Source organism: Shewanella sp. SP1S2-4 (assembly GCF_031932075.1).
Lineage (GTDB): Bacteria > Pseudomonadota > Gammaproteobacteria > Enterobacterales > Shewanellaceae > Shewanella > Shewanella baltica.
In genome coordinates, this window is the sequence record NZ_JAUOET010000039.1 from 1 (window position 1) to 13,511 (window position 13,511).

The window sequence follows — 13,511 nt, forward strand, 5'->3', positions numbered from 1 at the left end:
TGATACTGAAGCTGCTGAGATTGGTGGTTACCGTGCCATCAAAGACACCGATCACTATGCCAGCATTGGTGCCGACATCGGCATTGGTTGGCGTGCCACTCAATTGGCCGGTGACACTGTTAAAGCTCGCCCAGCTCGGTTGATTGGTGATCACAAAGCTTAAGCTGTCACCGCTGTCATCATCGCTCGCCGTGGGCGTGAAACTGTAAGCACTGTCTTCATTCACTGAGGTGGCAGGCGTGCCTAAAATCACCGGAGCATCGTTAAAATCGAAGAGGACAGAATAACTGGTTGCAGCAGTATTACCGTTACCTAAGCTATCCACAGCAACATCCACATCTATCGCTAACTCAACGGTTGTTTGTGCGATAGGAGCCACACTCACCGTATATTGCTTACCATCAACATTTGTAAAACCCGATAAATTAGCGTTTGTCGCTTGGATATCAGTAACATCAAAACCTGTTACAACTTCTGTGAAATCAATTGTTGCGGTAAAACTGGTGATCACCGGACTTATAGGTCCCGAAATCCCAACACCAGGATGCACATCATCATAGGTAATATTCAATGTATTCGAAGCACTATTACCATTGCCAGCACTATCGTGAGCAATACTGTCAGCAAGAGTTAATGTCACTGATGTTTCGCCACTTGCGCTCACTAATACAGAATAGTTTTTAGCATCCGTTGATTGGAAATTAGACAATGTGCCACCCGCCACACTAATATCATCCACAGTAAAATCAGTGACATTTTCTTCAAATACAACATTAACTGTAAACGCGGCGGTTTGATTTGTTGATGCGCTTAATGTTGCAGTAGGTTGATGAGTATCCACACTAAATACACCAGAAGGGCCAGCTGCAGGCGCTAAGTTAATGCTATTGCGGGCAGTATTGGCTGCAATACTTATCCCTAATGAACCGTTCCCAGTAAAATTAGCTAACCTCACAGTTGCCGGTGTCGCATCACCATTCTCGACAGAAACATCGGCATTAGCATCTCCAGTCGTATTTAACGAGATCGCAGCGGTAGTAAGGTTAACCGTTTCGGCATCAAGATAACTCACAGTGTAAGTAATTGGCGTTGAGCTTGTTAGCAACGCCGAGGGAGAACCAATACTCAAACTTGGCGTGGGTGTTAACGGTGTAGTTTGATACTCAAAGCTGAGAGGATACGCGGCCGTATTCGTCACATTAATATCTAGAACATCTTGCGCCACGCCCGCGGCAATATTGAGGGTGACATTGCCATCGGTCACAGGCGTCACGTCAACGGTATAACTTTTCAGCGAAATCATCTGAAAATTACTTAAGGTTGCATTAGTAACCGTAATATCGCCTTCAACAAAGTTTTGTACATCGTCTGAAAAATCAATTGTCATCAAAATCGTCGTTTCTGAGGTTGGACTGCTCACGTCAACACTCGTTAACACTGATATTTCATTCACAACGAAAGCGGCTGTTATGGCTGAAAACGTCGTATTAGTCCCCCCCACAGAGGCACTGATCGAAGATGTAGTACTTGAATATGCTTGTGTAGGAAGATTCGCGGGGAGATTTAAAATAACATCGAAAGTGCAACTACTTGCAGTATCAATAAATCCATTAGTCAAAGTAAGACTTGTACCACTAATGGTTGCAGAAGAACCCGCACCACAAGCATCAGCTTGTGTAACAGAAGCCACAGTCACTCCCGAATAAATATTAGCAAAATTCTCACTGAACTGAAGAGACGTTATCTGAGCCGTTGTATCCGCATTATTAAACACATATGTCGAAGTAATGGTACTCGGGATACTGCCCACTCGTGTCGATGTAGGGCTAAAGGCTTTATTCGCGGTAAAATTAGTGATTTGTAATGCAGCAGAAGCCAACGGGGACGTGAGTAAATTCCCGTTAAGCTCAGCACTCAATGTCGAACTATTAAAAGTATAACTCGCGGCGGTGGCATTACTGGGTATAGATACGGGCACAGCAAACTCACATGAGTCACCCACCGCAAGTGCACCAGCAGATACTATTAATACATCCGAGCCAGTAACAGCAGAACCGCTACCACAAGGATTAGAAGGTAAACTCTGTGCCGTCATGCCGGTAATAACAGCCCCTAAATCGAGGCTAACCGCAATCGCAGAAGCACCATAAAGCGAGCCAAAACTATTTTCAATTTTAAACTTAAGGTTAGTACTTGAGCCTGGCGCAATAGTTGTCTGCTCAAAAAGAAAGCTTAATTTGGGTGCAGCCACTACGCTAAAAGTACGACTCGCCGATGGAGATGAGGAAGTCACGGAAGATGAGTTAATGTTAGCGCGGATCTCCCCGACAGAAAACAGATACGTTCCTGCACTAAAATCCGCTGGCACGTTAAAATCAACCGTAAAAGTACAGCTATCACTTGACGCTAAACTCAAGCCACTGAAATTAATTTGCGCGGAATTTGTTCCAGCGGCATTGTAATAAGCCGTAGAACCTGTACCACAGTAATTACTCGCAACAGCATTAGGCGTTAAACGGCCCAGATCAGGCAAAGTGTGAATAAAAGAAATGCTTGATGCCGCGTTTGTAGTATCAACGTTAGTTAGAGTGTACTCGACACTGATCACAGTCCCTGCAGCGACTTCTGACACAGAAGATCCACTCTGTTTAGTATCAATCGTGAGTGTAGGAGCACTATTAACATTAAAATTATTAATCACATCGGCCGGCATTATCGTTCCACTATCAAGAACATAACTGATAGACGAAATGGTATTAGTGTAAGTCCCCGGAGCCGCCCCACTAGGTACAGCAACAGCAATACTTAAATCGCAACTTTCCCCTGCGGCAATCGAACCATTAGCAAAAAGTAACGAACTGGTTCCAGTTACTGTCGATCCCGCACCACAAGTATTCGTTAACGTACTCGTGGCCACAAGTCCACTCAGCGTAGCATCTAAATTATCTGTGAAAGTAATATTCGTAGCATCATTAGCACGATCAGTATTGAGTAAAGAGACATTAATGGTACCTGTGCCTCCAGGGATTAAATTAAGCGGTGAGAAACTCGCATTAACAAAATTGAGTACCGAATTATAACTTGTGCCCACTTTTCCTATAGATTGACCATTCGACGGATTCGTAAAGGTTCCACTTAAAATATTCTGAGTCCCCACTCCCGTGGCAACAACATCAAATTCCATCGTACAACTCGTGCCAGTAGCAAAATCGGTCGGCATAGCAAAACTTACGCTACCTGCAGCATTTTGATTTGTCCCTCCACAGGTCGAGGAATAATTAACCGGAGTCCCTAACGTCACGCCTGTAGGAAAATAAATTGTACCAGTGGGAAATCGATAAAATGTTGCCCCCAGAAAAGGTAAATTTGTTAATTCCAACGTCATACGATTAATACTACCAACAGCGAGTTCTGCATTGGCTGCGGTTAAAGATGCAGTAATAAAACTAGGATTAATAGAAAGTTGAAAAGGTGAACTAGGATCGGTTCCGGGGCCCAAATCAGAGGTGAGCCCAGAAACAGTGACATTGTAAACGGTCAAGCTGCCCGAGGCTTGTCCTGTAAAATTAAGGGAAAACTGGCAAGTGCCATCTTGAGGCAGAAAATAACCTGAAGTAGTAAATACAGAGGAGGTAAAAGAGTAATTGCCCTCGCCACAAGTCGTAACTAGAGCAATGGGGTCCGCAAAGCTAAGGTTAGCAGGATCGTCTATTGTCGCAGAAAAACCTATCTCTCTTGCGGGTGCACCAGTGGAATTAGTTAACGTTAGCGTTAAGGTACTTATATTGCCGACACCAACAGTGCTGCTATTAAACTGCCCAGTGACAGTCATGTTTTCACTGACCACATCCGCCATTGCAGTGTTACAACCGAATATAAAAAATAAAATATAACTTATATTATTCAAAACCTTACTTTTGGTTAGTCGGCTAAATGTAGCATTCATAGAAACCTTCCGTGATAAATTCAAAAAAATGTAGCGTGCACAAAAGCAACGCACCAAACCAAACCAAACCAGACCAGACCAGACCAGACCAGACACATAATGATAACATTTAAATCAAGTGACACCTGTTATTAATTTTAACTTACAATTAACATGATTTAATTCTAAAGATATGTAAAAAAAACGTAAAAAATTAAAATAATAAATAAAAAACAAAATGATACAATAACAAAGCCACTCAAAAAGCGGCAAAAAAATTCAAAAAATAATGTTCCAGAATGGTCTAGCCAGTGTTGAACCACCCCAGAATGTTTGCTAATTGTACCAAAAACGTTAAAGTAAACTGAGTTTAAGTGCTAAATAAAACTGAGTAACATAGAGAAAGGTGATGTATGGGATCGATACGCAAACTAGTAGCTGGGCACTTATTCGCATTCTGGATAGGAGTTGGATCAATATCGCCGATCTACGCAAGCACTATTGTCGTAAGTAGTACTACACTCGATATAGCCATGGAGCAGAAATTTGATGAGGCAATAGTCACCCTCTCAGGACCTAACAGCTATAATGCGCAATTTAACTTACCAACAGGAAGTACACAGTTAAGAATTGAAGATTTAGGAGGGGCTGAATCTGGTTACTATAGCTACCAAATTCAATACATACAGCAGGGCAAGATAGAGCTCATCACAGACTCAAAAACTGGACGTCAAGGATCAGCACGTAACACTGGAAACATTGAAGTGAAATCAGGTTACTTTAATATTCGTGACAATGAGTTTGTTACTGCAGAAGCAATTGAGAATGATGCAGAAATTAGCGTAGCTCCCGTAAATGAGATTCCAACAAGGAAGTTTGAAAGCTCAACTGAATACCATCAAGGGCAATAACATGAAAATTAAAACAAAAATTCTACTCGCTGTGATTCCGCTCGCAGTTACTTGCTCGGCTAATGCAGATGTAGTGCATGCTGATGATGTCATTATCACTAGCAGTGCATGCGTAGGATTTGACTGCGTCAATGGTGAAAATTTTGGCTTTGACACAATTAAACTTAAAGAAAATAATGTTCGAATAAAATTCGACGACACCAGTAGTACAGGCAGTTTCCCTAGTAACGATTGGCAATTGACCGCCAACGACTCGGTAAGTGGAGGAGCAAACAAATTCACTATTGATGATATTACCTCAGGGAAAGTGCCTTTTACCGTCATCGCTGGTGCACCAACAAATGCATTGTATATCAGTAACAATGGCAATGTGGGACTCGGGACTAGCAGCCCTGTGCTAGGCTTGCACTTAGTCAATGGTAACACCCCAGCTGTGCGCCTAGAGCAAAATAACAGTTCAGGTTTTACCGCTCAAACGTGGGATGTTGCAGGTAATGAATCCAACTTTTTCATTCGTGACGTAACAAATGGTTCAAAACTTCCCTTTAAAATAGCCCCTGGCGCGCCAACAAATGCACTTTATATCAATTACAGCGGTAATATTGGCATAGGAACGGCAGCACCCAATGGTAAATTAGTGGTTGCCGATGGCAACGTTGGCTTCGGCACTAGCTCTCCGTCTACAAAACTGCATGTCGTCGACTCGACCAGTGCAACTATTACAAGCAGTTCAGTATTAGTAGAAAACACCAATGCAGGTCTAAATGCAGTACTATTGGAACTCAAAAATTCAGGTACGAGTTATATTAAGTTTACGAATGCTCTGGCTAGTCCATCAGCCGTTGGTTATTGGCTCATGGGGGCAAAAAACAATGGAACTTTTTCATTGCTTAATGATAAAAACTTCCAAGTAATGGTAGTAGATGATGCGGGAAACATGAATGTAAAAGGCACGGTTACTACTAACAATGTTTTGTTAACATCCGACATGAACAAGAAGGAAAACTTTGAAAAAATTAATAGCCTAGATGTACTTAATGCGATATCAAAGCTCGCCATATCCAAATGGAATTACAAATCTCAAAACGCTAATGAGCAACATATCGGCCCTATGGCACAAGATTTTTATCAGTTATTTGGCCTCGGCGGTGATGATAAACACATTTCAGCCATTGACTCGGCGGGAGTTTCACTCGCGGCAATTCAAGCGCTGTATGATTTGAACTTAAAAAAGGATAAACAAATAGAAGTGCTATCTACACGTATTGCAGATTTAGAAAGAAAAACTAAATAATATAGACAAAAATCAGCAAATTGTTCATTTAAAAATAGATTCAAATCTATATTCATTCTGATTTGAGTCCATTTTTATTTGCAGAAAATTATTATTTATGCTGACAACTAACTTAGCCATGAACGATAGTCCAGAATTCAGATAATAACTAAAGATGAATTGAACCTCCTTCAAACTGTTTCTGAAGTGATTCAATCAGTAGCAAATATCGTTCAGCAATATGAGGGTACTTGTGAACCACGCCTACTAAAGCTTCTTTATCAAAAATTTCATCAAGCTCTGATACCATCTTAGCCGTCACTCTTTTTAATGATTCAGTGGCGTGCCTTTGAAATTTATCAATATCCAGAGTAGTTAACACATCTGCCTTGCGACGCATACGAATTCGCTCTGTGGTATACCCTTTCAACACTTCTCTAAACATGTAGCGTTCGACGCCATATTTACACTTAAGATGGCTCGGTAAGCTATAAGCGTACTCCACTAATTCTCTGTCCAGTAGCGGATAGCGGAACTCACAATCATGATGCCGAGCGGCGATTTCAGTGAGAGTCATGCGACGCTGAACACCGTTCTCAATCAACTCACGATGATCGCGGGCTTGAACTGAGGTTCTATCCATAATGGCATAATAAGGTTTGATTGTTTCCGCTAACCGGCTAGTGATCTTGGCACTCAATATCGAATGATGAAACAAATCGGCCGACTGCTTAGCTAATCCCTTAACTTGCTGTAATCGCTTATGATGCACTTGAGGAAATTGATGTTGGATGAACAATCGCAGCAGGGCTTTTATCGGCTTGCCACCACGTCCACGTTGCTGACGCAACATCAACTGCCGATACAAGCGAATATACTGACGCCCCAAAAACAACTCCTGAATATATTCGTCCCCATAGCCACTGACGCAATGATCTCCACCCCAGCCGGACAGCACTGTTTTACAGCCCTTTGACTGCGCTAAAAAACAACGCGGGTCAAACCAAGAGGTTACAACTGAAGGCCCACCAAATGTCTCGGCATGAGCGCCAGCCCTTAAAATATCAGCTTCTACATCATGCCAAAGTGGCCGTACATTTGGCCATTGTTCGATTGCATCGAACAATTCTTGATAAACAGGCTCCCAAATAGCAGCATTGTGCTCATTCAGCGATTCACAATTAAATGACATGGTATATAAAGGCTTATCACCTAACAATCGGCTGGCATAGCCCACTACCCCATTTGAATCTAAACCTTCACTCAATTCGGCGGCTATCGGGTATTGCGACACTAAGCGCCGCGCAACGGCTTGTTCAAATAACTCAGCCAGCTTAGCAATATATTCATCATCACTTAGTTTCGGTAGCACTTGCGGCTTTAATGACCAATAGGCTTCACAGCTATGCTCCTGCTGATTTATCACCAGTTGATGCGCCGCTGGTAGTGTGTGAATGGCATTAAAAGGAGAAAGAAACTCATTGCCAGTGGTCGGCATAAATACATCTGCTAACCATCTATGACTTAACAGACGTGAGACAGCTAAACTAGGAACTAATAATGACTTATGTTCATTTGATACTATGACTCGCCCCGATTGAATAGCATAAAACAGCGACTTAACACCGAAATGATCGCGCGCACAATACAGTTGCTGTTTTAGGTTATCCCAGAGTATAAAAACAAAATCGCCGAGTAAATGAGAGGCACTGTTTTCTTGCCAGCGCTGATAGGCCTTGATGATCAACTCACCATCACACAGTCTATCAATATCTTTGATATGAAGTTGAAGAGCCAGCTCATCGCGGTTATCGAGATGGGCATTGGTGACAATAGAAAATTGTCCACACTCACTCACTAAAATAGAATCGAGCTCAGAATTTGGCCGATTATACAGGCATGCTTTTGCTAATCGCACATCCGGCGCATGACTAATCTGCTGACCATGAACGGCATCGGGTTGCCAATAATCACTGCACGCTAGCATATCTTGTATGGCATTTTCGGGCAGCGATGTCTGCCAATCGATAGCACAATGAATCGTACTCACGCATTTTCCTTTAAGTGGCGGCTACATTTTCTTGGGATAACACAGTGGCATGATTTGCATCTTGTCATCAAGATAACCCAGCCTTTGCATCACGGCTGCATGGTCGATGATCAGCCTATCGATTTGAGACTGAGATAAGGTATCTTGCCAATCCCCTACTATCCCCTTCCTAAAAAACGCTTTTGATTTCACAGGCCGCTCTTTAAAACCATGCTTATCTTCTTGCTTTTTAAGATTATTAAAATGGCACATGGCAATGGCGTTTTTGACCGAGTGCGCATCATCAGGTAAATGCAAAAATTGGCTAACCTTCGTAAAGCTAACAAGTGAATTGCTCAGCATATCCTCATAACGCACTAACAAGATTGGCAAGTCACTGTCGACCCAAGAGGTAACATGGTCACTCCAAGTTCCCATTCGTTGCCGCACCTGTAGCCGATATTTTTTATCATTTGCCAGCAAAGCAAAATCAGGGGTGCCCATCATCTCTATGCTCCTATCAAGCGAAACGCCCATATGATTCGCAAATGATATAGCCACGTCAAAGGGGTTACGAACCACATAAAGCGCGCCAGCACAGGCATCAAGCGGACACAAGCGCTGACCCGAAGCACACATATGATTGGCATCATGAATTTTATGATAAGCAGGTTTAGCCAATTGGCTATGGATAAAGCGATAAGCATCGCTACGATATGACTCAATTTGTTCAACTGAATGTGATCCTAACTCCACACCCAAACCATTCGCTAACCAGTCTCGGCTGCTGGCAATCGCACCAGTGTGCAATTGATTAATATCAATGGTTGTAAGATCAGCCTTGGATTGATTTTGCATGGCAAAAATAAAACTTCTCAGCCAGGTATTACCCGATTTGGGGTAAGAAGCGAGCCAGAAAATACCTGTAGGCATCACTAAACCAAGGCCTCAAATGAATCGCTAATAAGCTGGCTCATAGCGTGAAGATTGGCTAATGACAGTTTTGCTTTACCGCGACTCAGCCCATACACTGGAGTATTGGCTAAAAACGCACTGCACTGCTGCATAAACAAGGCATCTTGCCCCATCGCAGTCGTAAATTTTGTCCTGTAGCGATTGGCTTTAAGCGGTGAAAATTTACGCACTCCCTTAAACTCACTCAGTACACCGGCGAAAACACCTTCATCCGGCGTGTCACTTTGATCATCATCATGCTCTTCGCTTAAGCAATAGACAGCCACTAATGGGAATGCGCCTAACCTTGCATTAGCCCCCTCATTATCCATTGATGACACTTGCGGCACATACTGTAACTTTGCCATTGTTGCAGCCAATGGCTCAGCTTCAGATAACTGTAGCACCTTAGCAACATCGGGCCAGACGTTAAGCGCACGACAGCCTTGAAGCACTTTTCCATCGGTATTAAAAACGCATACGTCATCGGATACCAATTGCCAACCTTGAGTCAACAGGGTTGCCGCTAGTGTGGATTTGCCACTGCCGGAATGACCGCAAATAGCGATAGCGTTACCATTTTTTTGCAAAACAGTACCATGCAAGACGAGCTGGCCACGTTGTTGCATCACCACAGCAAGCATATAGCCTTGAATGTAAGTGATCACTAGCGCCATATCTGCATCGTCGGCAACGGCAACCTCAATCGACTGACCGTCGCGCACATAAAAATCAGCCAATCGAGGAATGGATAACAGAAAACTTGACGAATTCAGCCAACAGTAAGCGCCAACTTGGCTCAAGAGAGCGACATCGACATCCAGTTTATCAAGATGTTTTATGACAATATTTGCAGGGTGACTTATTTGGAAACAAGGTAAATTTGTAAGAGGGAAGTCACTATCTATGGTCACATTATACAGAGAATAGAACACAGGAATTAGATCAACCTTATATAAAAAAACAGCTGCGATTTAAGCAGCTGTTGTCATTTTGACCAGTTGTTTATCGACTAGTTGATGCAAAAAAAGAGCAGTATCGGCTCGACATTCCTCTTCTGTCACATTAAATAAAGACATAAGTTCAACAACAAGATCATCAATAGACTTTGGCTCTGTTAATAATGACCAGATCTGACTCGCAATCGAATTAAGCCCAAAATATTGACCTTGCGACATATCCATCATCACTAACTCTTCACCCATAGGCGCCGAATTTAGTGAGCTTTCTTGGCTATAAAGTACCATGACTAAACCTCACCCATTACCCCTAGTTAAGACGCTGCAGAAAAGGACATTTCATTGGGAGCTGTGCCCTTGAGTCCTTCAGTGGCAACTAAATCAATGACTTCAATTTCAGGTTTTGACCAAGCCGCTTTTACAGATTTCTCTACCGTAAGACTATTTTTGTTTATATTATCTTGTTGCATCTGGATGACTCCCTATTTAACTATGCGTTAACAATGCAAATGCCAGCTTTCGACGCTCTCAATCAACAGCAAAGCGCTATCGTCAAATGCATTGTAATTCCAAAATATCACAAATCCGAGTGGGCTAATCTTCACAAAGTATAGCGAGGTTTGCAAGTTAAAACGTTAATTAATGGTTAATTATCTGTAAAATTCAAGAGCTAAACCTTGACCAACTGACGAGCAATTCATCTTTTGATGCAAACAAGCACAGCTAAAATGCTACTGATAGCGAGATAGACTTATCCGCAAAAGCCTCTGCTTGCTCGCTATGGCTCACAAGCACTATCGTCATTACGTGCCGTTGTTGTTGCAATGTTAAAAAAATCTGTTTTTCTGTTTCACTATCGAGCGCATTAGTCGCTTCATCGAGGATCAACAAGGGTCGCTTGCGGATTAACGCCCTGGCTAATACCAAGCGCTGACGCTGACCACCCGATAATTGCACGCCTCGCTCACCAACGGCAGTGTCGAGCTTTAATGGTAAATTAGCCACAAAATCAGCACAACACAGCTGCAATGTTTGCCAGATTTCATCGTCAGAATAATCTTCACCCCACAAAATATTGTCTCGAATACTGCCATCGAACAGAAATGGCTCTTGCGACAGATAACTTATTTGCCGGCGCCATGAATGATGCGCGCTAACACTAAGAGGCACACCATCCAGCATCACGGCCCCTTCACTTGGCGTTAACAAGGTTGCCAATATATCGATGACCGTTGTTTTACCTTGACCAGATGGACCTTTAAGTAAGGTTATCTTGTTAAGAGGGAATTCAATTGTCCTGTTTTTCAACAAAGGTTCACGCCCCTGGTAGGCAAAACTGACGTTATCGAGTGCCAAGCTAGCTTGTGGAAAAGTAATCTGACTCGCTTGATCGGCTTCGTAACCTTGTCGATTATTGGCGATGGCATGCTCAATATCATCAAAGGCAGGTAACATATGCAATAAACGTTGTGCGTTGCCTTGTAGGTCTGACAGCATTGGCATCATACGACTAAACATGACGATTAACACGATAAGCTCAGCGACCCCAAGTTGCCAAACCTCAAACCCCAGGTACACCAGCAGACATAAAAGGGATGCACTCACTCCTTGAAAAGCTAACTGTTGTAACGCGGTTTTATGCTGATAGACTTGCTGATTTTCCCGTAACTCTTGCTGGCTTGCCACAAAGGCAGCGAGCTGCTGTTGCTCATACGCACAGGCTTTAACGGTTTTCATCCCGTTTAAAAAAAACATCACACGCTGGTATAACTGTTTATTGCTGTTAGTCAGTCCCATACCAAATGCCACCGCTTGCTTAAAAATACGACGAAACATAAGCAATACCATTGCCCCGACCGCACAGGCAATAAGTAGCGCCAAAGGTGCAACCAAGATAGATACGGCGGCATAAACGACAAGTAAAATCACTGTCGTCAGCATTTTTAAAATATAAAAGGTGGCCATACCGACACGATTCACACCATTGGTCAGCTGCTCAAGCTCTTGATGTTGCTGAGAATTGATTCTTTGCGACCAAGTGGAATACAACATAGATTCAAATAATGTTTTTCTCAGTTCATCTGTGGTGTGGAGCCGTATCTGCGTCATGGCCATCTCACGCCAATAGACCAACGCTGAGCGCGTTAACAACAAGATTAAAAAGAATGGCAAAATCACCTTGAGGGAAATGAGTTCCCGATCAACACCCGGCAAGCTTGCAAGCCAAGGGGGAAGGGTCTGGCTCGGATCGGACATCAAGTTGACCACGGGGACCAACATCAAAATACCTATACCTTCGGTAAAACTACCCAATAGCAATAAACCAAAAGCCAACAGCAACAATTTAGGAACTGTTTGCCATAGGCTGGCTAAATAACCTTTAACTGACGATAAAGTCGCTGGCATTAACATTCACCACCCTTTCGGCCCAGCTCAGCATACTGAAGCAAACATGTTGTTTTTTCTATTAGATCCATATTCAGTTATCATATCCTGCGTTATTAACACTCGATTCTATCCATTGGAGAGCAAAGTGCCCCAAGAGCTTGTTTATTGCATATACGGCATGAATGTCGCAACATCACTCCCCTTGCCCGCACGACAAAGCCCTCTTCAGGCAGAAGTCTCCATCCTGCGTGGTGCCGCCCCAGATATACTGTCGGCAGCATTTTCTCCCAATCAAAAGCTACAGTTTGATGGTCATAGAGTGCTATTGAATCAACCTCTGTTCGGTAAACTGCTGATAGAGAAACAAGGTAATATCCTCTTCGATTTTCATCCGTCACTGAGTCAGGCACATACCATTACCGCCATACAAGGCTCAGGGCTCGGGACTCTATTACATCTGCGCGGACAAATTCCCCTTCACGGTATGGCCATTGCAACCGATAAAGGCGCCATTATCGTATTAGCCGATAGCGGCTCGGGTAAGAGTACCTTGGCAACCGCCATGCTGCTCGCAAACCTGTCGGTGTTTACCGACGACATTGTGGCCTTGCAAGCAGACAAGGATGGCGTTTTACAGATCCAACCGGCTCATCGGCGCTTAAAACTATCACAACCACAACTTCATACACTCGGCATTGACACTTCAACACTATCGAGTACCGCACCTGGTATCGAAAAATTTGGCTGGGATATACCAGAGGATCAATTTGCCCACACACCCATGCCAATCATCAAATGTCTATTTTTAGCCCCTGCAAGAACCCATAACGCACACGCTCACATTGCAGCTATCGGAAAACTTGAAGCCTTTCAACGCTTGCGTCAAAGTGTCTATCGCCCTCGACTCATAGGCGTATTTGACCATGAACCATCATTCTTTTCGTTAAACCAACGGCTTCAACATCAATGCCAAAGCTACACAATGCAGTTGCCTGAACTCGGGCATTTTTCATCCTTAACAGATTATGGAAAGGCCATCGCCAACCAGTTGCTTTCGTTATGATGTTCACTT

General features: G+C 43.2%; 10 protein-coding genes. 3 read left to right on the top strand and 7 right to left on the bottom strand.

Annotated features, from left to right (window positions below; translation table 11 throughout):
* On the bottom strand, positions 1-3,907 hold a 3,907-nt coding region (locus Q4Q52_RS21005), incomplete at its 3' end, for an Ig-like domain-containing protein (protein WP_311991584.1).
* Positions 3,908-4,458: 551 nt separating this feature from the next.
* Between Q4Q52_RS21005 and Q4Q52_RS21010 the strand changes: the two genes are divergently transcribed.
* Both Q4Q52_RS21010 and Q4Q52_RS21015 read left to right on the top strand, forming a co-directional pair.
* Positions 4,459-4,836 carry a hypothetical protein gene (locus Q4Q52_RS21010; protein WP_311991585.1) on the top strand — a complete coding sequence of 126 codons (378 nt, stop codon included), beginning with the start codon at positions 4,459-4,461 and terminating at the stop codon, positions 4,834-4,836.
* Position 4,837: 1 nt separating this feature from the next.
* Positions 4,838-6,130: a tail fiber domain-containing protein gene (locus tag Q4Q52_RS21015; RefSeq protein WP_311991586.1), complete on the top strand. Its 1,293-nt coding sequence runs from the start codon at positions 4,838-4,840 to the stop codon at positions 6,128-6,130.
* A gap of 148 nt (positions 6,131-6,278) precedes the next feature.
* Here Q4Q52_RS21015 and Q4Q52_RS21020 read toward each other — a convergent pair whose 3' ends face one another.
* From Q4Q52_RS21020 to Q4Q52_RS21045, 6 genes are all read right to left on the bottom strand, one after another.
* A complete protein-coding gene (locus Q4Q52_RS21020) occupies positions 6,279-8,159 on the bottom strand; it encodes an asparagine synthase-related protein (protein ID WP_311991587.1) in 1,881 nt (626 codons plus the stop codon).
* A gap of 21 nt (positions 8,160-8,180) precedes the next feature.
* Positions 8,181-9,071 (bottom strand): sulfotransferase domain-containing protein, encoded by an 891-nt coding sequence (locus Q4Q52_RS21025; protein WP_311991588.1) that lies wholly within the window; start codon positions 9,069-9,071, stop codon positions 8,181-8,183.
* Between the two features lie 2 nt (positions 9,072-9,073).
* Positions 9,074-9,832, bottom strand: coding sequence for a hypothetical protein (locus Q4Q52_RS21030; protein WP_311991589.1), 759 nt, complete (start codon positions 9,830-9,832; stop codon positions 9,074-9,076).
* A gap of 234 nt (positions 9,833-10,066) precedes the next feature.
* A complete protein-coding gene (locus Q4Q52_RS21035) occupies positions 10,067-10,339 on the bottom strand; it encodes a PqqD family peptide modification chaperone (RefSeq protein ID WP_311991590.1) in 273 nt (90 codons plus the stop codon).
* Between the two features lie 26 nt (positions 10,340-10,365).
* Positions 10,366-10,521 (bottom strand): hypothetical protein, encoded by a 156-nt coding sequence (locus Q4Q52_RS21040; RefSeq protein WP_311991591.1) that lies wholly within the window; start codon positions 10,519-10,521, stop codon positions 10,366-10,368.
* Positions 10,522-10,774: 253 nt separating this feature from the next.
* Positions 10,775-12,457, bottom strand: a complete 1,683-nt coding sequence (locus Q4Q52_RS21045) for an ABC transporter ATP-binding protein (protein ID WP_311991592.1) — start codon at positions 12,455-12,457, stop codon at positions 10,775-10,777.
* A 127-nt stretch (positions 12,458-12,584) separates the two neighbouring features.
* On the opposite strand from Q4Q52_RS21045, the gene Q4Q52_RS21050 reads away from it, so the two are divergent.
* Entirely contained in the window at positions 12,585-13,502 is a 918-nt protein-coding gene (locus tag Q4Q52_RS21050; RefSeq protein WP_311991593.1) for a hypothetical protein, read from the top strand.
* Positions 13,503-13,511 lie beyond the last annotated feature (9 nt).

Excerpts from the sequence above, each read along its gene's own strand:
- Q4Q52_RS21010 (WP_311991585.1), top strand. The coding sequence starts at position 4,459 with ATGGAGCAGAAATTTGATGAGGCAATAGTCACCCTCTCAGGACCTAAC.
- Q4Q52_RS21015 (WP_311991586.1), top strand. The coding sequence starts at position 4,838 with ATGAAAATTAAAACAAAAATTCTACTCGCTGTGATTCCGCTCGCAGTT.
- Q4Q52_RS21025 (WP_311991588.1), bottom strand. The coding sequence starts at position 9,071 with ATGCCTACAGGTATTTTCTGGCTCGCTTCTTACCCCAAATCGGGTAAT.
- Q4Q52_RS21035 (WP_311991590.1), bottom strand. The coding sequence starts at position 10,339 with ATGGTACTTTATAGCCAAGAAAGCTCACTAAATTCGGCGCCTATGGGT.
- Q4Q52_RS21040 (WP_311991591.1), bottom strand. The coding sequence starts at position 10,521 with ATGCAACAAGATAATATAAACAAAAATAGTCTTACGGTAGAGAAATCT.
- Q4Q52_RS21045 (WP_311991592.1), bottom strand. The coding sequence starts at position 12,457 with ATGCCAGCGACTTTATCGTCAGTTAAAGGTTATTTAGCCAGCCTATGG.